Annotated in this window: 27 protein-coding genes; 14 read left to right on the top strand and 13 right to left on the bottom strand. The window is 60.8% G+C overall.

Annotated features, from left to right (window positions below; all coding sequences use genetic code 11):
* Positions 1 to 34 precede the first annotated feature (34 nt).
* Genes GQX66_RS22835 through GQX66_RS22825 form a run of 3 tightly spaced genes read left to right on the top strand, consistent with a single transcriptional unit; the run spans position 35 to position 2855 of the window.
* The gene (locus tag GQX66_RS22835) at positions 35 to 715 is read left to right on the top strand and encodes a C39 family peptidase (protein ID WP_007957477.1); all 681 of its coding nucleotides are present in this window, start codon (positions 35 to 37) and stop codon (positions 713 to 715) included.
* A 43-nt stretch (positions 716 to 758) separates the two neighbouring features.
* Positions 759 to 1505: a hypothetical protein gene (locus GQX66_RS22830; protein ID WP_085745781.1), complete on the top strand. Its 747-nt coding sequence runs from the start codon at positions 759 to 761 to the stop codon at positions 1503 to 1505.
* A 45-nt stretch (positions 1506 to 1550) separates the two neighbouring features.
* A complete protein-coding gene (locus GQX66_RS22825) occupies positions 1551 to 2855 on the top strand; it encodes a transporter (RefSeq protein WP_085745782.1) in 1305 nt (434 codons plus the stop codon).
* Between the two features lie 82 nt (positions 2856 to 2937).
* On the opposite strand, the gene GQX66_RS22820 is transcribed toward GQX66_RS22825, so the two are convergent.
* Entirely contained in the window at positions 2938 to 4263 is a 1326-nt protein-coding gene (locus GQX66_RS22820; RefSeq protein WP_007957480.1) for a sigma-54 dependent transcriptional regulator, read from the bottom strand.
* A gap of 345 nt (positions 4264 to 4608) precedes the next feature.
* On the opposite strand from GQX66_RS22820, the gene GQX66_RS22815 reads away from it, so the two are divergent.
* From GQX66_RS22815 to nhaB, 3 genes are all read left to right on the top strand, one after another.
* Entirely contained in the window at positions 4609 to 4875 is a 267-nt protein-coding gene (locus GQX66_RS22815) for a hypothetical protein (protein ID WP_085683766.1), read from the top strand.
* Between the two features lie 285 nt (positions 4876 to 5160).
* Positions 5161 to 6450 (top strand): hypothetical protein, encoded by a 1290-nt coding sequence (locus GQX66_RS22810; RefSeq protein ID WP_129972768.1) that lies wholly within the window; start codon positions 5161 to 5163, stop codon positions 6448 to 6450.
* Between the two features lie 74 nt (positions 6451 to 6524).
* On the top strand, positions 6525 to 8027 hold the full coding sequence (gene nhaB, locus GQX66_RS22805) for a sodium/proton antiporter NhaB (RefSeq protein ID WP_102686237.1): 1503 nt from the start codon (positions 6525 to 6527) through the stop codon (positions 8025 to 8027).
* A 45-nt stretch (positions 8028 to 8072) separates the two neighbouring features.
* On the opposite strand, the gene GQX66_RS22800 is transcribed toward nhaB, so the two are convergent.
* The 3 genes from GQX66_RS22800 to gnd are packed head-to-tail and all read right to left on the bottom strand — an operon-like array spanning position 8073 to position 11379.
* Positions 8073 to 8882, bottom strand: a complete 810-nt coding sequence (locus GQX66_RS22800; RefSeq protein WP_240871654.1) for an HAD family hydrolase — start codon at positions 8880 to 8882, stop codon at positions 8073 to 8075.
* A complete protein-coding gene (gene zwf / locus GQX66_RS22795) occupies positions 8879 to 10402 on the bottom strand; it encodes a glucose-6-phosphate dehydrogenase (protein ID WP_240871651.1) in 1524 nt (507 codons plus the stop codon). The genes GQX66_RS22800 and zwf overlap by 4 nt, the downstream gene beginning before the upstream one ends.
* Positions 10399 to 11379 (bottom strand): phosphogluconate dehydrogenase (NAD(+)-dependent, decarboxylating), encoded by a 981-nt coding sequence (gene gnd, locus GQX66_RS22790; protein ID WP_085696368.1) that lies wholly within the window; start codon positions 11377 to 11379, stop codon positions 10399 to 10401. Before gnd ends, zwf begins: the two co-directional genes overlap by 4 nt.
* 272 nt (positions 11380 to 11651) lie before the next feature.
* Between gnd and GQX66_RS22785 the strand changes: the two genes are divergently transcribed.
* The 3 genes from GQX66_RS22785 to GQX66_RS22775 all read left to right on the top strand — a co-directional run bounded on the left by GQX66_RS22785 (position 11652) and on the right by GQX66_RS22775 (position 14237).
* Positions 11652 to 11834: a DUF6026 family protein gene (locus tag GQX66_RS22785; protein WP_240871641.1), complete on the top strand. Its 183-nt coding sequence runs from the start codon at positions 11652 to 11654 to the stop codon at positions 11832 to 11834.
* A gap of 211 nt (positions 11835 to 12045) precedes the next feature.
* On the top strand, positions 12046 to 13797 hold the full coding sequence (locus GQX66_RS22780; RefSeq protein WP_240871639.1) for a phosphoethanolamine transferase CptA: 1752 nt from the start codon (positions 12046 to 12048) through the stop codon (positions 13795 to 13797).
* 233 nt (positions 13798 to 14030) lie between these two features.
* The gene (locus GQX66_RS22775) at positions 14031 to 14237 is read left to right on the top strand and encodes a hypothetical protein (RefSeq protein WP_085603949.1); all 207 of its coding nucleotides are present in this window, start codon (positions 14031 to 14033) and stop codon (positions 14235 to 14237) included.
* Between the two features lie 83 nt (positions 14238 to 14320).
* Here GQX66_RS22775 and GQX66_RS22770 read toward each other — a convergent pair whose 3' ends face one another.
* The 7 genes from GQX66_RS22770 to GQX66_RS22740 all read right to left on the bottom strand — a co-directional run bounded on the left by GQX66_RS22770 (position 14321) and on the right by GQX66_RS22740 (position 19932).
* Positions 14321 to 14818 carry a GNAT family N-acetyltransferase gene (locus GQX66_RS22770; RefSeq protein WP_240871634.1) on the bottom strand — a complete coding sequence of 166 codons (498 nt, stop codon included), beginning with the start codon at positions 14816 to 14818 and terminating at the stop codon, positions 14321 to 14323.
* 98 nt (positions 14819 to 14916) lie between these two features.
* Positions 14917 to 15498: a DinB family protein gene (locus tag GQX66_RS22765; protein ID WP_039768171.1), complete on the bottom strand. Its 582-nt coding sequence runs from the start codon at positions 15496 to 15498 to the stop codon at positions 14917 to 14919.
* Positions 15499 to 15515: 17 nt separating this feature from the next.
* Positions 15516 to 16634 (bottom strand): cell division protein ZapE, encoded by a 1119-nt coding sequence (gene zapE, locus GQX66_RS22760; protein ID WP_240871631.1) that lies wholly within the window; start codon positions 16632 to 16634, stop codon positions 15516 to 15518.
* A gap of 22 nt (positions 16635 to 16656) precedes the next feature.
* Positions 16657 to 16998 carry a nuclear transport factor 2 family protein gene (locus GQX66_RS22755; RefSeq protein WP_007957516.1) on the bottom strand — a complete coding sequence of 114 codons (342 nt, stop codon included), beginning with the start codon at positions 16996 to 16998 and terminating at the stop codon, positions 16657 to 16659.
* 51 nt (positions 16999 to 17049) lie between these two features.
* Positions 17050 to 17766 (bottom strand): YafY family protein, encoded by a 717-nt coding sequence (locus GQX66_RS22750; RefSeq protein ID WP_115077845.1) that lies wholly within the window; start codon positions 17764 to 17766, stop codon positions 17050 to 17052.
* An 88-nt stretch (positions 17767 to 17854) separates the two neighbouring features.
* Positions 17855 to 18814, bottom strand: a complete 960-nt coding sequence (speB, locus tag GQX66_RS22745; RefSeq protein WP_064381781.1) for an agmatinase — start codon at positions 18812 to 18814, stop codon at positions 17855 to 17857.
* A 26-nt stretch (positions 18815 to 18840) separates the two neighbouring features.
* On the bottom strand, positions 18841 to 19932 hold the full coding sequence (locus GQX66_RS22740; RefSeq protein WP_240871624.1) for a polyamine ABC transporter substrate-binding protein: 1092 nt from the start codon (positions 19930 to 19932) through the stop codon (positions 18841 to 18843).
* A 99-nt stretch (positions 19933 to 20031) separates the two neighbouring features.
* Here GQX66_RS22740 and GQX66_RS22735 point away from each other — a divergent pair, with 99 nt between their 5' ends.
* From GQX66_RS22735 to GQX66_RS22720, 4 genes are all read left to right on the top strand, one after another.
* Entirely contained in the window at positions 20032 to 20931 is a 900-nt protein-coding gene (locus tag GQX66_RS22735) for a LysR family transcriptional regulator (RefSeq protein WP_240871622.1), read from the top strand.
* A gap of 99 nt (positions 20932 to 21030) precedes the next feature.
* Positions 21031 to 22497, top strand: coding sequence for a nucleobase:cation symporter-2 family protein (locus GQX66_RS22730; protein ID WP_240871620.1), 1467 nt, complete (start codon positions 21031 to 21033; stop codon positions 22495 to 22497).
* A 70-nt stretch (positions 22498 to 22567) separates the two neighbouring features.
* Positions 22568 to 23041: an LEA type 2 family protein gene (locus tag GQX66_RS22725; RefSeq protein WP_007957522.1), complete on the top strand. Its 474-nt coding sequence runs from the start codon at positions 22568 to 22570 to the stop codon at positions 23039 to 23041.
* Between the two features lie 52 nt (positions 23042 to 23093).
* Positions 23094 to 23651, top strand: a complete 558-nt coding sequence (locus GQX66_RS22720; RefSeq protein WP_240871617.1) for a GNAT family N-acetyltransferase — start codon at positions 23094 to 23096, stop codon at positions 23649 to 23651.
* Here GQX66_RS22720 and GQX66_RS22715 read toward each other — a convergent pair.
* The gene (locus GQX66_RS22715) at positions 23641 to 24564 is read right to left on the bottom strand and encodes a carbon-nitrogen hydrolase family protein (RefSeq protein WP_134019813.1); all 924 of its coding nucleotides are present in this window, start codon (positions 24562 to 24564) and stop codon (positions 23641 to 23643) included. The genes GQX66_RS22720 and GQX66_RS22715 overlap by 11 nt on opposite strands.
* Positions 24565 to 24648: 84 nt before the next feature.
* On the opposite strand from GQX66_RS22715, the gene GQX66_RS22710 reads away from it, so the two are divergent.
* Positions 24649 to 25563: a LysR family transcriptional regulator gene (locus GQX66_RS22710; protein ID WP_134019810.1), complete on the top strand. Its 915-nt coding sequence runs from the start codon at positions 24649 to 24651 to the stop codon at positions 25561 to 25563.
* Here GQX66_RS22710 and GQX66_RS22705 read toward each other — a convergent pair whose 3' ends face one another.
* Positions 25564 to 25818: a hypothetical protein gene (locus GQX66_RS22705; RefSeq protein ID WP_007957535.1), complete on the bottom strand. Its 255-nt coding sequence runs from the start codon at positions 25816 to 25818 to the stop codon at positions 25564 to 25566.
* Positions 25819 to 25872 lie beyond the last annotated feature (54 nt).

Genomic DNA, 25872 nt, shown 5'->3' with positions numbered 1-25872 from the left:
GGGGCTTTTCCTCAGTCCCAAAGGCGTATCGATCATGCGTAAGACTGCCCTCCTCGCTCTGCTTTGCTTCTGCGGCCTGACCCAGGCTGCCCAGATGCCCGTTGCCGCCCTGCCTGGCGGCACACTCGTCTACAAGAACGTGCAAAGCATTCGTGAGCGCAAGTTTGCCGACATCGTCGAACAGAAAACCGACTTCAGCTGCGGCGCCGCCGCACTGGCCACGGTATTGCGCCAGGCTTATTGGCTCGACGTCGATGAGGAGCACATCATCAAAGGCATGCTGGTCAACGCTGACCAGGACCTTGTTCGTACTCAGGGTTTTTCCATGCTGGACATGAAACGCTACATAGAAAGCATCGGCATGCGCGCCAGGGGCTACAAGATTCCGCCGGAAAAACTCGACGCAGTCACGATCCCGGTGGTGGTACTGATGGAAATTCGCGGCTACAAGCATTTCGTGGTGATGCAGCGGGCGGACAAGGATTGGGTTTACATCGGAGACCCGGTTTTAGGACACAAACGCTACTCCCATGATGACTTTGTCAAAGGTTGGAACGGCATTGTCTTTGCCATCGTCGGCCCCGGATATGACAAGGCCAATGCCTTGCGCAGCCCTCCGGTACCGGTGACGGCCAAAAACAAGCTGGATGCCTTCAACCCGGTCAAAGATGCTGAATTGATGGACTTCGGGTTCATACAGAGCGACTTCTTTTAATCGCCGATTACAAGAGTGGGGCTGGATGTCCCGGGAGCAGCAGATGAAAACCTCATACTGGCTGGCCGCCGCCTGCCTGGCAGCGAGCGCGTCAGGCTATGCCAATGCAGGATTCAAACCCATCGAAATCAAGGACCAGGAGCTCGCTGAGCTACGCGGTCGCTATGTCATGCCGGGCCGGATCATCAGCTTCGGTGTCGTCATGAGCAGTACCTGGCGCAACGCCAGTGGAGATCTGATCGGGGCCTCGGCCACGATGCAATTGCAGGCAGCTTCGGTAAAACCCGAATTCTACGTCTCGACCATCAAGGAACACGGCAATGGCAGTACCCCGGAACTGGGGACTGGCTCGGTCGTGGGTGGCGCGGGACTCAACTCCAGCCAGGGCGTGACGCAGAGTGTGCGCGCCGCTGGCGACGGCAACGCCGCCTACAACAACGTTGCGATCAACGTCAAAGAAGCCAGTCAGGCACCTGCACTGATGCCTGCCCAGGGCCAGGCCTTGATGGCCGGCCAGACCATTTCCGGCAGCAACGGCGCTGGCAGCGTCGCGGTTTCAGCCACAAATGGCGGAGTGCAAATGGCCATTCAGGCCTCCGGCAATCAGGGTACAGCCTTGCAACAGGTCGCCCAGGGCGGACTGCTGCAAAACACCCGTCTGCTGGGTAACGCGAACGTAGTCAACAACCTGACACAACTCAACGTTGTCCTTAACAATAACGGCATGAGTGCCGGCGCACTGGACTGCAACCTGACTCAACTCAGGGCACTACGCAACATCGGATATTGAACTACGCTGAGTCTCGATCATTGGGCTTAAAGGGACGGCTTATTCATGTATCGATCAGTATCACTGCGTGCTGCTGTATGTTTGAGTACTCTTCTACCCGCGGCGATGCTGCAAGCTGCACCCGACGCCGATGTAGAAGCCCTGAAACAGGAACTTCTGGAGCTTAAGCAACGATACGAAGTACAACAGAAAGCCCTGGCGGTGCTCGAACAACGGGTCCGCCAGGTCGAAGAGCAACCCGCCTCCCCGCCCCCAAAACGCTTGGCAAAATCGCCTTCGGACATGAAAGGCAACCGGGTGGCCGCAGGGACCGGGGCTGCAGCAGCGTCGGGGGGCGCCGCCGGGGGCAGTGGCGCGTCCTATGGCCAGTCGCTGGCCGACGATTCACAACCGGCACAGAGTGTGTCCAACCTGTACGACGAAGCCAGCGGCTTCTTTGGCGGCGGCAAGTTCAGCTTTGAAACCGGCGTGACCTATTCACGCTACGACACCCGCCAGCTGATTCTCAACGGCTTCCTCGCCCTGGACTCGATTTTCCTCGGCAACATCAACCTCGACCGGATCAAGGCCGACACCTGGACCCTCGACCTGACGGGACGCTACAACTTTGACAACCGCTGGCAGTTCGACCTGAACGTGCCGGTGGTCTACCGTGAATCGACCTATCAGTCCGGCGGCGGCAACGGCGGCGCCTCAAACGTCACCACCGAACAGGACGTAAGCCGCGATCCGACTATCGGCGACGTCAACTTCGGCATTGCGTACAAGTTCCTGGACGAGTCGGTCAATACCCCGGACGCCGTGGTTTCCTTACGGGTCAAGGCGCCTACGGGCAAGGACCCGTTCGGGATCAAGCTGCGCCAGACCGATGCCAACTCGAACCTGTTCGTGCCTGACACCCTGCCCACCGGCAACGGCGTCTGGTCGATCACCCCGGGCATCTCGCTGGTCAAGACGTTTGACCCGGCCGTGCTGTTTGGCAGCCTGTCCTACACCCATAACTTCGAGGAATCGTTCGACGACATCAGCTCGACCGTCAACCAGAAAAACCCGGGCAAGGTACGCATCGGCGACAGCTTCCAGATTGGCGCGGGTGTTGCCTTCGCTCTGAACGAGAAGATGAGTATGTCGTTCTCCGTCTCTGACCTGGTGCAACGCAAGAGCAAGCTGAAACAGGATGGCGGGGATTGGGAATCGGTGGTGTCCAGCGACGCCAATGCCGGTTACTTCAACGTCGGCATGACCATTGCGGCCACCGACAACCTGACCATCGTGCCCAACCTGTCCATCGGCATGACGGACGATGCCCCGGACTTCTCCTTCAGCCTGAAATTCCCGTACTACTTTTAAACAGCAACATCATGAAAAGGCCCGCTGCGACTTGCATCGCAGCGGGCCTTTTCAGCTTCCTGTCTTCAGGAAGCACCGCGCCCTAGCGGATCTGGTGCTTGTGCAGCAAACGGTAGAAGGTCGGCCGGGAAACCCCCAGCACTTTGGCCGCCACACTGAGATTGTCACTGTGGCGGTTCAATACGTCGCACAACGCCTGGCGTTCGGCGCGGGTCTTGTAGTCTTCAAGCGTGCCCATCGGTGCAGCGATCGACTGTTGGCTGATCAGCCCCAGGTCTCGGGCCTCGATCTGCCGTCCTTCGGCCAGTACCAGACCGCGGCGTACGCGGTTGGCCAGCTCGCGGACATTGCCCGGCCAATCGTGCTTGCCCATGGCGATCAGCGCGTCTTCGCTGAAACTGCGCGGACGACGGCCGGTTTCGTGGCTGTAGAAATGGGAGAAATGGTTGGCCAGCATCGACAGGTCGCCGTGGCGTTCGCGTAAAGGCGCGGTGACTACTTGCAGCACATTGAGCCGGTAGTACAAGTCTTCACGAAAGCGTTTCTTCTCGATGGCAGCTTCGAGGTCGACGTGAGTCGCCGCCAGCACCCGCACATCCACCGGTATCGGCTGACTGCCGCCCACCCGTTCAATGTGTTTTTCCTGCAGAAAGCGCAACAGATTGGCTTGCAGTTCCAGCGGCAGATCGCCGATTTCATCGAGAAACAAGGTGCCGCCATTGGCTGCTTCAATACGCCCGACCTTGCGTTGATGCGCACCGGTGAACGCGCCTTTCTCGTGGCCGAACAGCTCGGACTGGATCAAGTGTTCGGGAATCGCTCCGCAGTTGATCGCCACAAACGGTTTGCTGTGGCGTTGCGACTGTCGGTGCAGGGTGCGGGCGACCAATTCTTTACCGGTCCCGCTTTCGCCACGAATAAGCACTGGTGACTCGGTGGGCGCCAGTTTGCTCAGCAACTTGCGTAGCTCACGGATCGGTTTGCTGTCGCCGAGCAGCTCATGTTCCGGCTGATCCACGTGAATCGTGCCCTGACCGCGCAGGCGCGCCATGCCGAACGCGCGGCCAAGGGTGACCTGCACCCGTGACACGTCGAACGGCAAGGTATGGAAATCGAAAAACCATTCGCAGACGAAATCGCCGACGTTCTGCAAGCGCAGCACTTCCTGATTCAGCACGGCGATCCATTCGGTGCCGCTGCGGCTGATCAGCTCTTTGACGGCTTCGGGGCGTTCCAGGTGAAAAGGCTGTAACCGCAACAGGCCGACATCGCAGCTTCGATCGGCGGCATTTTCCAGGCTACAACTGTCGACGTCCCAACCCACGGCACGTAAACCCGGGAGCAATCGGTGACAGTCGTCGCACGGGTCGACGACCAATAAACGTCTTAATGCAGGCGCTTCGCTCATGACTGTTCCTTGGCGCCAAATTTTAGGAAATGATCGTAAAAACAGTCATTTGGCAAACCTGACTGTTACATTAGCAAGAATTTGACGGCGTCTTGTATCGATTGCTTATAGATGTACAAGTGAAGCAGTTATAAGAAGCCGGTTTATTAGTTAGCTATCGACTTGATCCTTTCGCCAGGCTTTCAAAACCTGTCTGAATATTGAGTGTATGAAAGAAAGTCGAAATTTCTTCAGATTCTGTGTGACCCGCCAGCGGGTTGCGTGCATCAGTACAAGTAACTCGCCGAACGGTAAGCCCAACCGACGGCACATCACTTGATTGGGCACTAATAGAGAGAAGACCCCATGACCGCCCCGCTCCGTATCAACGAAGCTCTTTTGATTGCCAACCGCGCATTTAAACCTTTTCAATGCGTCGCTTGGGCACCACAAGACGGCAATGGCGAACTGAGCCTGACCGTTATCGACCGCACCAACTCTCACATCGGTCGTACTCAGATTCCAAGCAGTGCCTACTCTGACCCGGCGCAACTTGAACACCTGCTGCAACAAGCCCGCGCCGAACTGAGCGAAGAAGGTTACGCGCTGCAATCGTGGTCGATGCCACACTGATATTTGCGGGCAATGCGGATGACGATCAAGTCATCCGCCCTCTTCTGTTAGTTGCGGTTATTTTTCCAACTTCAGTCTCTTTGTACAACTTTCCTCAATACTTTCGCGCCTGAATGCTTGGCAGGCTTGCGACTGGTTCAAAAAGACACTGTTCTGGCACAGTGCGACCCTCCACCTGTTAGTTCTGTCAGTTGTACTTGCGCGTATTCAGGGATTGAATGTTCCGCTCATGCAGTTACCCGTTCCGCCTCCCGGAAATCGGTCGACTCGCGAGGAGAAGCATGCATGTCATCCCAGATCGCCATAGCGCTGCCGACGCTTGCGAATAACGCCGGACAACTCGACAAGGCCTTTTCCAGCAACGGTGTGGCGCAGGTCTACTTCTCCGGCAGTACGTCCAGCCTGACTCAGAGCGTGGCGCTCGATGGGCAAGGTCGGATTCTGGTCGCCGCCAAGGTGGGCACCGCTCAAGGCAGCCGTTTCGGTCTGGCCCGCCTGCTCGAAGACGGCTCGGCGGATCTGGAGTTCGGTTTTCAAGGCAGCGTGATCGGCCGGTTCGCTGCCGGTTTCGAAGCCACCGGCAGCAAGGTGCAGGTCTTGCCAGACGGGCGAATTCTGCTGGCGGGTCTGCACTACGAATCGGAACATCGCTCCCTGCCCGCCTTGGCTCTGTTCGATGCCCAGGGCCGCCCTGACCCGGATTTTGGTGACAACGGCCGGAAAATTGTCCGCCTACCCGGCGACCTGTCCATGGGCACCCGAGATGCCTGGCTCCCGCCGGGCGTTCCGGGCGCCGAAGCCTGTGATTTCGCGGTGCAGCCCAACGGGCATATCCTGCTGATCGCCAACCATCACTTCGAACTGGCCGATCACGTCGGCATACTGATTCGCCTCAAACCCGACGGCCGCCTGGATCCCTCCTTCAACGGTCGCGGATTCGTCATGGTTCGCCACTTGCTGCTCAATACCTGGCTCGGCGGCCTGCTGTTGCAAGAAGACGGAAGAATCGTGGTGGCCGGCTCCATCGATTTCCCACAGGAAGGCCTGCTCGCCCGCTATCTGCCGGACGGGCAACTCGACGAACGCTTCGCAGTAGACGGTTTTCTGGCCTTCAAAGTCCACGGGCGCAGTGCGCTGGTCAATCAGGTCATCGAATCGGCAGAGCATCTGCATTGTTTTGGCAGCAGTCGCGATCCGATCCGATGCATGGCGCAGTCTGTTCACGGCAACGGTCGCCCCGACCTGCACTGCAACGGTGGTCAGCCACACCTGCTGGAAGTCGGCCCAAGCGGATGTCAGTGGAGCGCGGCACAAGTGATGCCGGACGAGCGCATCATCGCGGTCGGCGCGACGATCGGCGGGGTTGAAGCTGACTTTATCGTCGCCCGCTATCTGGCCAACGGCAGCCTTGATCGAAGCTTCGGTTCCGGTAATGGCTGGTTGCGTACGCGGCTGGGGCGCAGCCTCGATACCGCTACTTCAGTGGCGATTCAAACGAATGGCGAAATTCTGGTGGGCGGTTATACGCTGGATGGCAACCACCGTGCAGTGGTCGCACGTTATCTGAATCACTGATGCGAACCTTCCCACACTTGATCTTGCCCATCGCTTACGGCAACTTGCGCGCTTCTTAATACAAGGAGCAACCAATGTCCGGTTCGATGGCCCAGGCGTTCGCGCACAACTTTCTCGGGCATTCACCCCGCTGGTACAAGGCGTGCATCGTCGGGTTTCTGCTACTCAATGCGCTTGTGCTGTGGGCCGCAGGTCCCGTCGCCGCCGGATGGTTGCTGGTGATCGAGTTCATTTTCACCCTGGCCATGGCGCTCAAGTGCTACCCGCTGATGCCTGGCGGCTTGCTGCTGATCGAAGCACTGCTGCTGAAAATGACCACGCCGCAGGCTCTGTATGAAGAGCTGCAGCACAATTTCCCGGTGATTCTGCTGCTGATGTTCATGGTCGCCGGCATCTACTTCATGAAAGACCTGCTGCTGTTTCTGTTCTCGCGCCTGTTGCTGGGCGTGCGTTCGAAGGCGCTGCTGGCCCTGATGTTCTGCTTTTTGTCGGCGTTTCTGTCGGCGTTTCTCGACGCACTGACCGTGACCGCAGTGATCATCAGCGCCGCCGTGGGCTTCTATTCGGTTTACCACCGGGTGGCCTCCGGCAACGATCCGCGCCAGGACAGCGAATTCAGCGATGACCAGCATCTGCCCCAACTGCATCACGAGGATCTGGAACAGTTTCGTGCCTTTCTGCGCAGCCTGTTGATGCACGGCGCTGTCGGCACTGCATTGGGCGGGGTCTGCACCCTGGTGGGCGAACCGCAGAACCTGCTGATCGGCCATGAGATGGGTTGGCACTTCGCCGAATTCTTCCAAAAAGTCGCGCCGGTGTCGCTACCAGTGCTGGTCGCGGGACTGGTGACCTGCCTGCTGCTGGAGAAACTGCGCTGGTTCGGCTACGGCACGCTGCTGCCGGACAACGTACGCGTCGTGCTGGCTAACTACGCCGCTGAAGACAACGCAGAGCGCACCCCGCGCCAACGCGCCGCCCTGCTGGTGCAAGGCTGCGCTGCGCTGATCCTGATTGCCGGGCTGGCGTTCCATATCGCTGAAGTCGGCTTGATCGGCCTGATGGTGATCGTGCTGATCACGGCTTTCACCGGCATCACCGACGAGCACCGACTGGGCAGCGCCTTCAAGGACGCCATGCCGTTCACCGCGCTCTTGGTGGTGTTCTTCGCCGTGGTGGCGGTGATTCACGACCAGCAACTGTTTGCGCCGCTGATCCAGTGGGTGCTGGCACTTCCGGCCGATCAGCAGCCGGGGATGCTGTTCATCGCCAACGGTCTGCTGTCGGCGATCAGTGACAACGTGTTCGTTGCAACAATCTACATCACTGAAGTGAAACAGGCGTTCCTGTCCGGCCACATGAGCCGCGAACACTTCGAGACGCTGGCGATTGCGATCAACACCGGCACCAACCTGCCGAGCGTGGCGACGCCCAATGGTCAGGCAGCATTTCTGTTTCTGCTGACGTCGGCGATTGCACCGCTGGTGCGCTTGTCCTACGGGCGGATGGTGTGGATGGCGTTGCCCTACACCGTGGTGATGGGATTGCTCGGCTGGTACGCCGTGAGTTACTGGCTGTAGAAACAACAACGGGAGCCCTGGGGCTCCCGTTTTTTTATGCTTCGATCAGTGCGGCAAGAGGTACTTTTCGATGGCCTGCGCTACGCCATCCTCTGTGTTCGACCCCGTCACCACGTCGGCCTGACGCTTCACCGCGTCCTCGGCCTGCCCCATGGCAATCGACAACCCGGCAACATGGAACATCGCCGGATCATTGCCGCCATCGCCAATTGCAGCGGTCTGCGCCAGCGGCACGCCCAAATGCGCGGCCAAGGTTGCCAACGCAGCGCCCTTGTTGGCGTCCAGCGCCGTCACGTCAAGGTACACCGGTTGCGAGCGCGACACCTGTGCCAACCCTTCGACCTTCGGCAGCAACTGCGCCTCCAGTTCGATCAGCAGTTCAGTGTTGTTGCTGGTCGCCACAATCTTGTCGATACGTTCCAGATACGGCTCGAAGCTCTCCACCACCACCGGCGGATAACCGAGCCCGTGCTGCTCGCGCGGCACCATCGGCCCGTGCGGATCCTTGAGCAGCCAGTCGCCACCGCTGAACACCCAGATTTCGACATCCGGCTGATCGGCGAACAACGCCAGTGCAGTCAACGCTGCTGTGGCCGGCAGGTAATGCGCAACCAGAATGCTGCCATCCGGATTGACGATCGTGCCGCCATTGAACGCCGCGGTCGGCAGGTCGACGCCCAGCGCTTCGATCTGCTGCAGCATGGCTTTGGGCGGGCGCCCGGTGGCCAGGCTGAACAGCACGCCCGCCTCGCGCAGCGCACGAACGGCATCGATGGTGCGCTGGCTCAGACTGTGATCGGGCAGCAACAGCGTGCCGTCCATGTCACTCAACAGAAAACGGATCGGCTCGCTCATCCGAGACCATGCCAGACGCGACCATCGCGAGTCAGCAGATCATCGGCGGCTTTCGGCCCGTCTTCGCCAGCGGCGTAGCTCTGCACGCTCGCGTCCTGTTGCCAGGCGTCGAGGAACGGCTGCACCGCGCGCCAGCCGTTCTCGATATTGTCAGCGCGCTGGAACAGCGTCTGGTCACCGGTCAGGCAGTCGTAGATCAGGGTTTCGTAGCCGGTGGACGGCTGCATTTCGAAGAAGTCCTTGTAGGCGAAACCCAGCTCGATATTGGCCATGTTCAGCGCCGGCCCCGGCCGTTTGGCCAGCAGGTCGAACCACATGCCTTCGTTGGGCTGGATCTGGATACGCAGGTAGGTCGGCTGCAATTCGTCGACCTCGGTATCGCGGAACTGCGCATACGGCGCCGGTTTGAAGCAGATGACGATCTCGGTGTCGCGCACGCTCATGCGTTTGCCGGTGCGCAGGTAGAACGGCACGCCGACCCAGCGCCAGTTGTCGATCATCACTTTGAGCGCCACGTAGGTTTCCGTGGTGCTGTCGGGCGAGACGTTGTTCTCGTCGCGGTAACCGGATACCGGTTTGCCAGCGACTTCACCGGCGCTGTATTGACCGCGCACCGAGTTTTCCCGTGCTTCCTCGGTGGTCCAAGGGCGGATCGCACCGACGACCTTGGCCTTCTCGCCGCGCACCGCATCGGCGCCGAACGCCGCCGGCGGTTCCATGGCGACCATGGCCAGCAACTGGAACAGGTGATTGGGCACCATGTCCCGCAGGGCGCCGGTGTGTTCGTAAAAACTGCCACGGGTTTCGACGCCGACGGTTTCGGCGGCGGTGATCTGCACGTGGTCGATGTAATGGTTGTTCCAGAACGCTTCGAACAGGCTGTTGGAGAACCGGCTGACCAGAATGTTCTGCACGGTTTCCTTGCCCAGATAGTGATCAATCCGGTAGATCTGCTTTTCCGACATGACCTTGAGCAGGCAGGCGTTCAACGCCTCGGCGGTTTGCAGGTCGGAGCCGAACGGTTTTTCGATCACCACCCTTCTGAAGGCTTCCGGGGTTTCTTCGAGCAATCCGGCGCTGCCGAGACGGCGCACCACTTCGCTGAAGAAACGTGGCGCGGTGGCCAGGTAGAACACCGCATTGCCAGTACCGCTGTCGGCGATTTTCGCCGCCAGGGCTGAATAGGTGCTGTCGTCCAGGAAATCGCCCTGGACGTAGCTGATGCCTTTGGCGAGCTTGGCCCACAAGGCCGGATCAAGCATCTGATCGCCCTTGCCTACTTTCGCTGCCACTTCGGTGCGGATGAAGTCTTCGAGCTTTTGCGCGAAGGCTTCATCGGTAATGGCGTTGTGGTCAACGCCAACGATCCGCAGGCCATCATCCAGCAAGCCGTCGCGACTCAGGTTGTACAGCGCCGGCATGAGCAGACGCTTGACCAGATCACCGTGGGCGCCGAACAGAAACAGCGTGGTCGGTGGCGCGGGTTCTGCCTTGGATTTCCTGCGGATCGTATGGGTCATTTCTTCGGAGTCTCCACATGGCCGCCGAAGCCGAAGCGCTGGGCCGAAAGAATCTTGTCGCCGAAAGTGCCCTGACCGCGCGAGCGGTAGCGCGAGAACAGCGAGTTGGACAGCACCGGTACCGGCACCTTTTGTTCCATTGCCGCTTCAATGGTCCATTGACCTTCGCCGCTGTCGGCTACGGAGCCAGAGAAACCGTCGAGTTTCGGGTCGACCGCCAGGGCATCGGCGGTCAGGTCGAGCAGCCAGGACGACACCACGCTGCCACGACGCCAGACTTCGGCAATGTCAGCCACGTTCAGGTCGAAACGCTGATCTTCCGGCAGGAGCTCGCTGGACTTGGTCTTGAGGATGTCGAAGCCTTCGGCGAACGCCGCCATCATGCCGTACTCGATCCCGTTGTGGATCATCTTGACGAAGTGACCGGCACCGGCGGGACCTGCGTGGATGTAGCCGTGCTCGGCACGGTGGTCATCGGACTTGCGGTCCTTGGTGCGCGGGATGTCACCCATTCCCGGCGCCAGCGCGGCGAACAGTGGGTCAAGACGCTTAACGGTCTCGGCATCGCCACCGATCATCATGCAGTAGCCGCGCTCCAGGCCCCAGACGCCGCCGGAGGTGCCGACGTCGATGTAGTGCAGGCCTTTCTCGGCCAGGGTCTTGGCGCGGCGGATGTCATCCTTGTAGTTGGTGTTGCCGCCATCGATGATGGTGTCGCCCGCCTCGAGCAGATTGCTCAGGGTTTCGATGGTGTCTTCAGTCGGTGCGCCGGCCGGCAGCATGACCCACACCGCGCGCGGCTTGGCCAGGCCTGCGACCAGTGCAGGCAGGTCGGCAACGCCGGTAGAGCCCTCGGCGGCCAGGGTGTCGACAAAGGCGGTATTGCGGTCGTAAACAACGGTGGTGTGACCGTTGAGCATCAGACGTCGCGCAATATTGCCGCCCATGCGGCCCAGTCCAATAATCCCGAGTTGCATGTGCTGATGCTCCTTACTACAAATAAAAGTGTGTCAAAGGTATAGCCCAACGCGACTAATGGAGGTTAGTCCAGAGCGTCGGGTTGAAGTTTCCGTGCATTGTGCCCGATCCAGACTGATAACGTCTGGAAACGTGCCGAAGACACAACGACCATGAAAAATAAAAAAGTTCCATTCACGAGCAAAAGAAATCAAAATCGGCGCCGATAGCAGGTCAAGGCCCGAAACCGGGGCTGATCTGCAGTTGAGACACGCCATTTGCGAGGTGAGCAATGGGCACACTACACACAGCAATGCCGCCACAAACCCTGTACGTCACCATCCGTCGCGATGAATTGCGACAGTTGAAAGATGAACGCGATCAGCTCAAGCAGGAACTCGCGCAATTGCGCCTGCTGACCCAAGGCGCCGAGCCACAGCCCTTGCCGCGCGTACAGCGCTCGCCCCACGCCTGATCTCCCCGCCCGCTTCGGGAGCGGCCATTGCCGTTCCCGACATGCTGCACCTCCTGCCTGTTTCGGCAACTAACAAAGTTTTCACATTGGCTTGTTGATACTCCGGCGCATTCTGGCCGTGCGTGTCTGCGCATGGCCTCCGTTCGTCGGGTTCATACGCGGTTACATGAAGCGCCCGGCGGTGGATGTGACGACTGAGCTGGAGTGCTGAATGGCGGTGTTCAAACGCAGCAATACGCCTGCGACTGGTTTTGACTGGGCCGGTTTTATCTGGTTGTTCGTGTTTTTCTGGTACTTCTCCGGTATCACCCAACTGCTGATCCAGTTGACGGGCACTTCAGGGTTCACGGGCTTTCGCCAGGCCTTCGTGATGAGCGCCGTGTGGCTCGCGCCGATGCTGTTGTTCCCCAAACGCACTCGTTTGCTCGCCGCGCTGATCGGCGTGGTGCTGTGGGCCTGCTCGATGGCCAGCCTGGGGTATTTCTTCATCTATCAGCAGGAATTCTCCCAGAGCGTCATCTTCATCATGTTCGAATCGAACGTGTCCGAAGCCGGCGAGTACATGACCCAGTACTTTGCCTGGTGGATGGTTCCGGCGTTCCTCGCACACACTGCGTTCGCGTACTTCCTGTGGACCCGCCTGCGTCCGGTGTACTTGCCCCGTGGCCGGGCACTCGTCGCCGCCATGGCGATTCTGGTGGCCGTGATCGGCTACCCGCTGGTCAAGCAGACAATGCGCACGGGCAGCCTTGCTGGCGGTTTCGAGAAATTCGAGACCCGCATCGAGCCGGCCGTGCCGTGGCAGATGGCCGTGGCGTACCACCGCTATCAGGACACCCTGGCCGACATGCAGGGCATGCTGCACAGCGCGAGCAAGATCCCGCCGCTGAAAAACCTCAAGGACTCGGGCGCCAACCAGCCGGCAACCCTGGTGCTGGTGATCGGCGAATCCACCAACCGCCAGCGCATGAGCCTCTACGGCTACCCGCGTAAAACCACGCCGGAGCTGGACAAGCTCAAGGATCAGCTGTCGATCTTCGACAACGTCATCACCCCGCGCCCTTACACGATTGAAGCGCTGCAACAGGTGCTGACCTTCGCCGACGAAGAAAACCCGGACCTGTACCTGTCCACGCCGTCGCTGGTCAGCATGATGAAACAGGCCGGCTACAAGACGTTCTGGATCACCAACCAGCAGACCATGACCAAACGCAACACCATGCTCACAACCTTCTCCGAACAGGCCGACGAGCAGGTGTACCTGAACAACAACCGCAACCAGAACGCCGCCCAGTACGACGGCGACGTGATCGAACCGTTCAACAAGGCCCTGGCCGACGCGGCGCCGCGCAAGTTGATCGTCGTGCACCTGCTCGGTACGCACATGAGCTACCAGTACCGTTATCCGCCGAGCTTCGACAAGTTCCAGGATCGCAACGGCGTTCCGGCCGGTGTGCGTGACGATCAGGTGCCGACCTACAACAGCTACGACAATGCCGTGCTGTACAACGATTTCGTGGTCTCGAGCCTGATCAAGGACTACGCCAAATCCGATCCTAACGGCTTTTTGCTGTACCTCTCCGACCATGGTGAAGACGTGTTCGACTCGGTCGGCCACAGCACCTTGGGTCGCAACGAAAACAAGCCGACCGCACCGATGTACACCATTCCGTTCATGGCCTGGGCGTCGCCGAAGTGGCGTGAAAACCACGACTGGAGTTTCGCCGGGGATCTGAGCCGCCCTTACAGCAGCTCGCACCTGATCCACACCTGGGCGGACCTGGCCGGTTTGAGTTTCGATGAACTGGATCGCACCAAGAGCGTGGTCAGCGACAGCTTCAAGCCGCGTCCGCTGTTGATCGGCAACCCTTACGAACGCGAACAGCGGGCTCTGATCGACTTCAGCCTGATGAAGCCGAAGAAACCCGCCACTGCGACCACGGAAGTGGTTCTGCAACAGTAACGAAAAGGGCCGGAAACGGCCCTTTTTGACATTTACAGCCGCACTGCCCCCTCCTTCCTTACGACCAGCACGCGTCATTCACGCGTGCAGCGTTCGTCCGATACGCCGTGGAAACACCCTGTAAAACCTACACTGAACGAGCGTTAACCTCTTGTTAATGCCCTCGACGGACACTGCGCCCCGAGGCCCTGATTCATGGACGAACAGCTCCGACATTTTTCGTAGGAGGCACCATGAAAACCACGACTGCAATTCTTGCAGGCCTGCTTACCCTCGCATCCGCCAGCGCATTCGCCGAAGGCGGCGCCGAGCGCATGAGACATTACTGGGCCAATTTCCCGGTTCATTCCGCACAGAGCCAGCAGGCTGAGGCGAAGACCAATGAACTCAAGGTTCCGGACGACCAGACGGCCCAGGTCACCGAGTCCTATCGCCCTTGAGCGAACGCTTTACCGATGGACCTGCGATGGCTCCGCTCTGGCCCCGCAGATGACAGTTGGGCGCCCTCTCCGGGCGCCTTTTTTTATGCCTGCAGATCCTTGATCCAGAACAGCATGCGCCCGTGACTGGGGTCGACCATGCCCGGCGCGAAGCCGAACTTGGCGTAGGAGTTTTGCGCCACGGCATTGCCTTCAAGTACTTCCAGAGTGATCTTGCAGCAACCGCGCTGACGGGCTATTTCCTCGACCTTGCGCAGCATTTTCTGGCTCAACCCCAGACCGCGAAACTTGGTCACCACCGACACATCGTGCACGTTGACCAATGGTTTACAGGCAAACGTGGAAAACCCTTCAAAGCAGTTCACCAGCCCCGCCGGCTCGCCACCGACGAACGCCAGGACGCTGAACGCGTGGGGCCGCTTGGCCAGTTCGGCGGGCAGTTGCTGCAACAGTTCGGGGGCAATGGGATGGCCGCCGCCCATCGGGTCTTCGGCGTAATGATTGAGCACCACACCGATGGCCTCGGCATGCACCGGGTTGGTGTAACTGGCTTGAAGCACAAGAATTTCTGCGGAATCCATTTCCTTCCTCGATCGCACGGGGCCCCGGCGCGTTTGATACACACTGATAGGCTCGGCGACCTTAGCGCGAGGCAGGCCCCGGCCACAACCCGACGTAATCAGTGGCCCCAGATGAGTTCTTCAGTCCAGCCCAGCTCGGCGAAATCCTCGGCTCGCAGACCGGATTCGCCGGCACAGAAAAACTCGTCCAGTTGCGGCGGTTTCACCGAGGTGCCGCTGAGCATCGCGTGGACCTGGCCACGATGATGGATCTGATGCTCGAAAAGGTGGGAAATCATCCGCAGACGACTGTCGTGTTGCGGCGTGTCGCGGGCGATGGTGACGATGCGCCCCAGATCGGCATCGCGCAGTTGCTCGCAGTAGGCGATCAGCCGACGGTCGACATGGGCCTGCTCACGGCGCAAGGCCTGCGCCTCGGTGAAGGGCTCGTCAGCGTTGAAGAACACGTAGCAATCGGGATGCGGTTCGTCACCGCGCAACTCGCGCTCCAGCGCATCGACATAGAACCAGTCGCAGGTAAGGATGTGATTGAGGGTCAGGCGGATGCTCGGGAAGAAACTGACCCGTGGCGCCGCCAGCTCCGTGTCGTCGAGCTGGCTCCAGGCCTTGGCCAGTCGATGGTTGGCCCAGGCGTTCTGATAAGCCATGGTCAGCAAATGATGGGACAGTGGCTGAGTCATGTCGCGCCCTCCGTGTTTCAGGTCTCGGCGAAGCGTTGCAGCTGCATCTCCTGCAAGCGGCTGAGGGTCCGGCGGAACGGGAATTCCAGGTAGCCCTCGGTGTACAGCGCGTCCATCGGCACTTCGGCCTCAATGTACAGCGGCACCTTGCGGTCGTAGCACTCGTCGACCAGCGCGATGAACCGGCGCACGCCGTCGTCGTGCACCGACAACTGCGGCAATTCGCGATCGCCGGCCACCACCCGCTCCGCGCCGTCCTCAGTGCCACGGGCGATCCGCCCTTCGCGTTTTTTCGCGCTGAGGTTCGGCACCTCGCTCAACAGGATAGCCCGGTAGGTGTCGCACAGCGCGATGAAGTCCATGGCGGCGAACGGTTGCTCGCACAGATCGGCATAGCGGCACCACAGCACCGAATCGTTGGCCTGTACCACGTTCAGGGCGCGGTAACCGACCGGCACTGGTTCGGTGCTGACGGGTTGCCCGGCGGCCAAGGCGTCGAACACTTGGCTTAGCTCGCTACCCTGCCCCGCAGAGGCGACCCAATAGCGTTGTTCGACAGCGCCGGGATGCAAGCGGTGATCGTCGGCGCCATTCACCGCGACCACTTGCATGTGCTGCTTGATCGCGGTGATTGCCGGCAGGAAGCGATCGCGGTTGAAGCCGTCGGCATACAGCTGATCCGGCGGCAGGTTAGAGGTGCAGACCACCACCACACCTTCATCGAACATCACCTGAAACAGTCGTCCGAGAATGATCGCGTCACCGATGTCATTGACGAACAGTTCATCGAAACACAGCACTCGCACCTCGACCGCCAACTCACGAGCCAGGGCCCTCAATGGATCGGCGATCCCGGTCAGTTGAAAGGAACGCTGGTGCACCCAGCCCATGAAGTGATGAAAGTGCTGCCGCCGCGCCGGCACCCGCAAGCTCTGATGAAACTGGTCCATCAGCCAGGTCTTGCCGCGTCCGACCGGGCCCCACAGGTAAACGCCGGTGACCGAACGGGCACCGGCGTGCAGGGCTTCATGGCATTTTTGCAAGGCCCAGACCGCGTGTTCCTGGGCTTCATCCTGGATGAAGCCCTTGTGGTCGACGGCGTATTGCCAGGCGCTCAGGGGGGAGTCGAAAGTCATGCGCGGCAGTATGCCACGATGGCTACAGGGAAATATCCAGCCGAGCGATTTTGCCCTGTTCGTTGAGCCGGAACGTGTAGCGCAGCTCCAACGGGCTGCCGGGGAACGTTCCGGAGATCAGCCCTTGCACCAGCACCTTGCCGGTGCGCTGCTGAACGCCCAGCACTTCCACCCGCGGCTGATAGCGCTGGGCGGTGTCTTGCATCCAGTTGGCGATGGCCTGCGGGCCGACCTGATGATGGCCTTCATCGAACACATGGGCATCCTCGGCAAAAAAACTGCCGACCCGGGACGTATCGCGAGCATTGGCGGCGTTGATGTACTCAACGATGGCCGGGGCGAGGATCGAGGTGGGGTGGAACATGATTACAGCTCCTTTTTTCGGGTTCTGTCGCCATCCTAGAACAGCCCTGCGTCAATTCCTGTCAGGAGTGAAACGGCCATTTTCGTCCAGTTGCATCTGCCGCTGCCAGGTGCGCAACAGGTCGCTGCGCCGCCCCGGATAGCGCTCGCCCTGCAGGCTCGCCGCGGCAATCCGGTCGGTGCGAAAGGTGCGATAGGCGCCGCGCAACTCGCACCACGCGACGATGATCCGCACCTCGTTGAGAAAGCCCAGCGCCAGCGGCCAGATCAAGCGCTGGCTCTGCACCTGCTGCGCATCGGCGTAATCGATGTGCAACTTGGCCTGATCGCGGATCGCGTGACGGAAAACGTTCAACGGCACCGCGTTTTGCGGAAAGCCGTAGCCCGGCGGCCCGGGCATGACGGTTGGATTGCGCAGCGCCTCCTGGGCCTGCGGGTCCAGCACGGCAGCGATTTTCGCCAGCGCGTCGGCGGCGGCTTTGCTCAGCACCTCGTCACCGCGCTGATCGACATAACGCAGGCCCAGCACGATGGCTTCGGTCTCGTCGGCGTTGAGCATCAGCGGGGGTAGAAACAGGCCGCTGCGCAACACATAACCGATGCCCGCCTCGCCATGGATCGGCGCGCCGAGTGCGGTCAATTCGGCGATGTCGCGATAGAGCGTGCGCTCGGAGATCTCCAGCTCGGACGCCAGCGTCGCCGCAGTCACCGGGCGTTTCTTGCCACGCAGCACTTGCAGCAGGGTCAACAGGCGAGTGGTTCGCGACACGGTGAGAGGCTCCGGACAAAAGTTTGCCGGAGCTTAGCAGAGCCTGGTGTCAGAAATTGTCAGGAGCTTTCACCAGACTCGGAGGGGATCACGCGTCGACTTTGTGCCGGGCCGCATACAGGCAAAGCATCTCCATGGCCAGGGTTGCCGCCGCCAGCGACGTCACGTCTGCATGGTCATAGGCCGGCGCCACTTCCACCACGTCCATGCCGACCAGATTGATCCCGCGCAGGCCGCCGAGGATCTCCAGCGCCTGCACCGTGCTCAACCCGCCGCACACCGGGGTCCCGGTGCCCGGTGCGAAAGCCGGATCGAGGCAATCGATGTCGAACGTCAGGTACACCGGGTTATCCCCGACTCGCGCACGAATCGCCTCGACGATCGCTTCGCAGCCGCGCCGATGCACTTGCCGCGCGTCCAGCACCTGAAAGCCCTGATGATCGTCGTTGGTGGTGCGCAAACCGATCTGCACCGAACGCGCCGGATCCACCAGCCCTTCCCGCGCGGCGTGCCAGAACATGGTGCCGTGATCGACCCGCTTGCCACCCTCGTCCGGCCAGGTGTCGCTGTGTGCATCGAAGTGGATCAGTGACAGCGTGCCGTGCTTGCGCGCATGGGCCTTGAGCAGCGGGTAACTGATGAAGTGGTCGCCACCAAAGGTGAGCATGGCGCTGCCGGAGCTGAGGATGTGCTCGGCGTGAGCCTCGATGCTTTCCGGAATGGTGTGCGGCGAGCCGTAATCGAAGTCGCAATCGCCGTAATCGATCACCGCCAGATGATCGAACGGGTCGAACGCCCACGGCCAGTGCCGTTCCCAGGCAATCCCGGTGGACGCCGCACGAATTCCGCGCGGCCCGAAACGCGCGCCGGGACGGTTGCTGGTGGCGGTGTCGAACGGCACACCGCTGACCGCCACGTCCACGCCGCGCAGGTCACGGCTGTAGCGCCGGCGCATGAAACTGGTGATCCCGGCGTAGGTGCTTTCGGCAGCAGTGCCGTAAAGGCTGTCACGGGTCAGGGCCTGATCGTTTTGCATGGGCACGTCCATCGGTGTGTTCCTGTTGTTATGAAGGGCTATTGGCGGCTACGGAAGGTGGTCCACAGGCGTGTGCGCTGGCGCATGTCCTTGAGGCTCACGCTGTGGTCGGCGTACAGCCGCTCGCGCACTTCGAGTTTCGGGAAAATGTCCGGATCATTGCGCACCGCTTCGTCCAAAAGCGGCGTGGCGGCCTGGTTGGCGGTGGCGAAGAACAGCGTATTGGTCAGCGCCGCCACGGATTCGGGGCGCAACATGAATTCGATGAAGGTGCGTGCGGCTTCGGGGTGCGGCGCGTCTTTGGGGATGGCGAGGTTGTCCTGCCACACCAGCGTGCCTTCCTTGGGAATCCGGTAAGCGACCTCAAACGGCTTGTTGGCCTTGCGCGCCTGATCGGCGGCCATGCTCGCGTCACCGTTATAGGTCAGCGCCAGGCAGACGCTGCCGTTGGCCAGATCGTTGATCTGCCGGCCGGTGGCGACGTACAGCACCGAGGGCTGCAACTTCTGCAACAAGGCTTCGGCGGCGGCCAGATCGGTCTTGTCGGTGCTGTAGGGATCTTTACCGAGATAGTGCAGCGCCAGGCCGATCACTTCCTGAGGCGAGTCGAGAATCGCAATCCCGCAATCCTTGAGTTTGCTGGCATATTCCGGCTTGAACAGCAGATCGAGGCTGTTGAGCGGCACGTCCGGCAGCCGCTGTTGGACTGCCTCGACGTTCATGCCCAGGCCGAGGGTGCCCCAGGTGTAAGGCACGCCGTAGCGGTTGCCGGGATCGACCGCCGTCAGTTTTCCCAGCAGATCCGGATCGAGATTGGCGTAGCCCTTGAGCCCTTCGTGAGGGATTTCCTTCAGCGCGCCGGCGGCCAAACCACGGGCCAACACGCTGGACGATGGCACCACCACGTCATAGCCACTGCCGCCCGTAAGCAGCTTGGTTTCCAGCACCTCGGAGGTATCAAAAGTGTCGTAGCGCACGTGGATGCCGGTTTCCTTTTCGAAGCGCTGCAAGGTTTCAGGCGCCACGTAATCGGCCCAGCTGTAGAGATTGAGGGTTTTCTCTTCGGCCTGGGCGGCGATGGAGACGGTAAGCAACAAAGCGGGCAAACACAGCTTGAAGACGGGAGCCATGACGAACACCTGACCGAAGGAAGTGGTGGCAGGATGCGCCGTCGGATACATTCGAGAAATATCAAGTTTGTTAACCTGACTTTATCCCGGAGTAATGTGATGCTCGGTCAGCTCCACGATGTCGATCTTCAGCTTCTGCGGCTGTTTCTCGGCGTGGTCGAATCCAATGGTTTCAGTGCTGCTCAAGGCGAACTGGGCCTGAGCCAGTCGAGCATCAGCCAGCAAATGGCCAAGCTTGAAACCCGTCTCGGCTATCGGGTGTGCAACCGTGGCAAGGCCGGTTTCAGCCTGACGCCCAAGGGCGAACAGCTGTTGATTGCCGCCCGGGCGCTGTTCGATTCGATCGAAACCTTCCGCCATCAATCCAACGGCGTCGCCGGACGATTGATCGGTGAAGTGCGGCTGGGTCTGTCGGAAGCGGTCGATCAGTCGGTGCTGCAACGGGTGGCGGATGCGATCCGGCGGTTTCGCGAGCGGGACGAATCAGTGCGCATCGAACTGATCAGCGCCATGCCCGGCGAAATGGAGCGTCTGTTGCTGCAACAGCGGCTGGACCTGGCCATCGGTTATTTCTCCCAGGTGCAGAGCGCGTTCGACTATCGCGAGCTGTTCAGCGAAACCCAGCATCTGTATTGCGCCCCCGGTCATCCGCTGTTTACCGACGATGCTCCCGATGACGCCGCGTTGCAGGCCTGCGACCGGGTCGATCACCCCTACCGGTTCCTGCGCAGTGACGAGCCGTTCCAGGGCAAGGTCTGCTCGGCCCGTTCGGAACAGGTCGAAGGCACCCTCGCCTTCATTCTGTCCGGCAAGCACGTCGGTTATCTGCCCAACCATTACGCCCGCCAATGGCAGGAAAAGGGTCTGTTGCGCCCGGTGCGCGAAGGCGAGTTGAGCTTTGACGTGGCGTTCCATCTGGCCCGGCATCGGGCGCAGGTGCCGGGAGAAGCACAAAAGGCGTTTGAAGACGACCTGTTGTCAGCCTTTGGTCGAACCTGACCTTTTGGGCAGTTTTAATGCGTTGCCCTCGCTCCCCTCTTACGGCATCCTGCGCACCCATTTTCCGACCCGGCCCCGCATTGCGGCACGCAAACCACCATGACCGTCTCTGAAAAAGCCCCGCGCAACAACGATCTGATCTACGGCCTCAATGACCGTCCGCACTTCACCGCAACGGTGTTTGCCGCCCTGCAACACGTGCTGGCCAGCTTCGTCGGCATCATCACCCCGACCCTGATCATGGGTGGCGCCCTCGGTCTGCAGAGCGAAATTCCGTACCTGATCAGCATGGCGCTGTTCGTCTCGGGGCTCGGCACCTTCGTTCAGGCCAAGCGTTTCGGCCCGGTCGGTTCGGGGTTGCTGTGCCTGCAAGGCACCAGTTTTTCCTTTATCAGCGTGATTCTCAGCGCCGGTTTCATGGTCAAGGCCCGGGGCGGCGGCACCGATGAAATCCTCTCGACGATCTTCGGCGTGTGCTTCTTCGCCGCCTTCATCGAAGTGGTGCTGAGCCAGTTTATCGGCAAGTTGCGCATGCTGATCACCCCGGTGGTCACCGGCACCATCATCACCCTGATGGGCCTGTCGCTGATCAACGTGGCGATGACCGACATTGCCGGCGGCTTCGGCGCGGCGGATCTGGGCGCGGCCAGCCATGTGTTTCTGGCGGCGCTGGTGCTGGGCACCATCGTGGTGTTGAACCGGGTTGACGTGCCGTTCCTGCGGCTGGGCGCGATCGTCATCGGCCTGACCCTCGGCTACGTGGTGGCGTGGCTGATGGGCACCGTGGATTTCGCCAATCTGCCCGAAGTACCGGTGGTGAGCGTGCCGGTGCCGTTCAAGTACGGTTTCAACTTCGACTGGGTGGCGTTTGTGCCGGTGGCGGTGATTTTCCTGGTGTCGCCGCTGGAAGCTGCCGGTGACCTGACCGCCAACTCGATGATTTCCCGTCAGCCGGTCAAAGGCCCGTTGTACATCCGCCGAATCAAGTCCGGGCTGCTCGCCGATGGCCTCAACTCGGCCATGGCGGCGGTTTTCAACAGCATGCCGATGGTGACTTTCGCCCAGAACAACGGGGTGATCCAGCTCACCGGCGTCGCCAGCCGTTACGTCGCGTTCTTCATCGCCGGCCTGCTGGTGTTGCTGGGACTGTTCCCGATGATCGGTGCGGTGCTGCAACTGATGCCGAAACCGGTGCTCGGCGGCGCAGAGCTGGTGATGTTCGGCACCGTAGCCGTGGCCGGGATCAAGATCCTCGCCGAGGCCGGCCTGCATCGGCGCAACATGCTGATCGTGGCGATTTCAGTCGGCATGGGCCTGGGCATCGCCGCCGTGCCGGAAGTGCTGCGCGAACTGCCGCAGGCGCTGCGCAACATCTTCGAATCGCCGATTACCGTCGGTGCACTGTGTGCCATCGTGCTGAATATCTTCCTGCCGGAAGAATTCATCGAACTGGAAGAAGATGACTTCGACCCGGAAGCCTCTATCCTTCAGGTCATGGAAAACCCCGACCTGCCGGCCAAAGCTGAACCCGCATCAACGGCCGCTGTCGCACAGTTGAACCGTTGATCCTGTCCGCTCCATGAAAGAAGGGCTGATACCGACCACGGTTCAGCCCCTTTTCAATGAGAGAGCATCAATGCGCCGCCTCCAAGCCGTCATCCTGTCCCTGCTTCTGCTCTCCCTCAGCGCCTGTGCGCTGTTTCCCAACCGCGACCCGGTGAACATCAACGTGGTCGGCCTCGAACCGCTGCCGAGCCAGGATCTGGAAGTGCGCTTCGCGATCAAGCTGCGGGTGCAGAACCCCAACGAAACGCCCATCGACTACAACGGCATCGCGCTGGATCTGGAGGTCAACGGCCACTCCCTGGCGTCGGGCGTTAGCGATCAGAGCGGCTCGATTCCACGGTTCTCCGAAACCATCGTCAGCGTCCCGGTGAGCATTTCCGCGTTCTCGGTGCTGCGCCAGACCTTGGGCCTGAGCCAGACGCAAACCCTCGACAACCTGCCCTATGTGCTGCGCGGCAAACTTGCGGGCGGGTTGTTTGGCACGATGCGTTTTGTCGACACCGGCAAGCTGAGTCTGCCGAGAGCCAGTGCCGCAACCTGGTAAAGATGCGGTAGCCTGCAGCGTTTACTATCAGAAACATGGAAGCCGCAGGTTTATGGAAGACATCCCCACGCTGTACACCGAACGACTGATCTTGCGTCCACTTGAACTGGCGGACGCCGAGGCCATCCAGCAGCAATTCCCCCACTGGGAAGTGGTGCGTTATCTGAACGTCTTCGTGCCCTGGCCTTATCCGGACGACGGCGCCCTCACCTACCTGCGTGACATTGCGCTGCCTGCCATTTCAGCGGGCAAAGAGTGGCACTGGACGATTCGCCTAAAATCGGCGCCAGAGCAATTGATCGGCAACATCAGCCTGATGGACGAGCCGGACAACCACCGTGGGTTCTGGCTCGCCCCGGCCTGGCAGGGTCAGGGCTTCATGACCGAAGCCAGCGAAGCCGTGACCCGGTACTGGTTCGAAACCCTCGATCAACCGTTGATGCGCGTGCCGAAAGCCGCACCGAACCTTGGTTCGCGAAAGCTCTCGGAACGCGCTGGCATGCGCTTGATTCGCACCGATGAGGACGACTTCGTCGGCGGCCGCTTCCCACGGGAAATCTGGGAAATCACCCGCGAAGAATGGCGGCGCCGACAATCCGTCAAACCGTGAAACGCACGCCTGGCTTGGCCCGCTCGTCGACGCTCAACTCGAACACATCCGGCCGCGCATAGTGGCCGACCACGTCGTAGTCGTAGCGGGCGCGCACCAGTTCTTCGGTGTCGATTTCGGCGGTGAGCAACCCGGCCTCGCCGCGCAACGGCCCGGCCAGCACGTCGCCCATCGGCCCGACAATCACGCTGCCACCGGCAATCAGCGGCCGGTCCGCCGGCCAATTGGCGATCTCTACGCCCAGTTCATTCGGTGAGGCCTGCACCTGACAGGCGCTGACCACAAAGCAGCGCCCTTCGTGGGCGATGTGGCGCATGCTCACCTGCCACATCTCGCGCTCGTCCACGGTCGGGGCACACCAGACCTCGATGCCTTTTGCGTACATCGCCGTGCGCATCAGCGGCATCATGTTTTCCCAGCAGATCACGGCGCCGAGTTTGCCGACCTGAGTGTCGAGCACCGGCAGTGTCGAACCGTCGCCCTTGCCCCAGATGAGCCGTTCGGTGCCGGTAGGCATCAGCTTGCGGTGTTTGGCCACGAGTCCTGCCTGCGGGTCGAAATACAGCGCGGTGCAGTGCAAGGTGCTGCCGGCCCGTTCGATCACGCCTATCACCAGATTGGCCCCGGTGCGTGCCGACAGACCGGCCAGCGCTTCGGTTTCCGCACCGGGCACATCGATAGCGTTGGCGAAGTAACGGGCGTAGGCCTCGCGGCCTTCCGGCAAGCGGTAACCCAATTGCGTGCCGAAGCCCTCGCCCTTCGGGTAACCGCCGAGCAACGCTTCGGGCATCACCACCAACGCGGCGCCGGATTCGATGATCGCGGTTTCCCAGCTCAGGATCTGTTCCAGGGTCTCAGCCTTGCCACCGGGCAAGGCGCCGATCTGCAGGGCGGCAACGATTGATTTGGGCATGGCGGTCACTCCGTGAAGTTCAGGTGTTGCTCATTCTCCGGCGCCACGGGATCATGAATAAAGACCAATCCACTGCTGAATGATATGAGCCAGATGAATATCGCAACCGTCGACCTCAACCTGCTGAAAGTCTTTGAAGCCCTGCATGAAGAATCCAGTGCCAGCCGCGCGGCGTTGCGTCTGGGCGTAACCCAGTCAGCGGTCAGCGCGGCCTTACGGCGGTTGCGCGAGGTGTATGGCGATCAATTGTTCGTGCGCACCGGCCGGGGACTGGCGCCGACGCTCAAGGCCAACCAGTTGAAACCAGTGGTCAGCGATGCGCTGAATAAATGTCGGCAAAGCCTGGCCATGGTCGACCCGACGGCCAATCACTACGAAGGACGCTCGGTCACCGTGGGCCTATCGGACGATTTCGAGATCGCTTACGGCCGGCGACTGATCGAGGAAATCGCCCGTCGTGCGCCAAAACTGCGGCTGATTTTCCGCCAGACCCACAGCCAGATCGTCGCCCGGGCACTGATGGAACGCAGCATCGACTTGGCAATTACCGCCGGCGGGTTCGCCGAGCGGCTGCTCAGCCGTCAGGTGTTGGGTGAAGGGGGTTACGCGTGTCTGGTGGATCCGGCGAGCCTTGCGCCGGGCCAGCAGCAGATCGATCTGGAGGAATTCGTCACCCGCGAGCACCTTCTGGTGTCGTCGGGCGGTTTTATCGGGATCACCGATGAAGGGCTGGCGGCGCTGGGCCGCAGTCGCCGGGTCTGCGCCTCGACCACGCATTTTGCGGCGTTGCCCCATCTGCTCAAGGGCAGCGATGCGGTGGCGACCATTCCGACCCACGCCGCGCAGGCCATTGCTTCAATGAGCGGGCTGGCGCTGCTGCCCTGCCCGCTGGCGCTGCCGCGTTACCCGATCGAACTGGGCTGGCGCACCAGCACCCAGATCGATCCGGTGGTGCTGACGGTGCGCGAAGCGATTGGCTCCAGTTTCAGGGCCGAGTGATTACTTGTTGGCCGCCATCAGGCGATTGACTTCACTGCGCACCATGTTGGCGAATTCCGGAGGCGACATGCCGTCCAGTTCAGCGCGAACGAACTCGGCCCATTTGCCCTTGCGTTTGGAGCGCTCGCCGAACAACCGCGCGGCTTCGCCCTTGGCTTTGCCCAGATTGTTCTGCCAGAGTTCGAACAGTCGGGATTTTTCATCTTCCAGCGCGGCGCGCTCTGCGAGGGATTTGTCGGCCAGATTGAAACTCATCGGGAATTACCTGCTGCATCAAATGGCGACATCTTACACGCTGGACGGAAACCT

It is taken from the genome of Pseudomonas sp. B707, from assembly GCF_022496685.1.
Classification (GTDB): domain Bacteria; phylum Pseudomonadota; class Gammaproteobacteria; order Pseudomonadales; family Pseudomonadaceae; genus Aquipseudomonas; species Aquipseudomonas paraglycinae.
The sequence above is the reverse complement of the archived record's forward strand: the minus strand, read 5'-3'. Positions and strand labels throughout refer to the sequence as shown.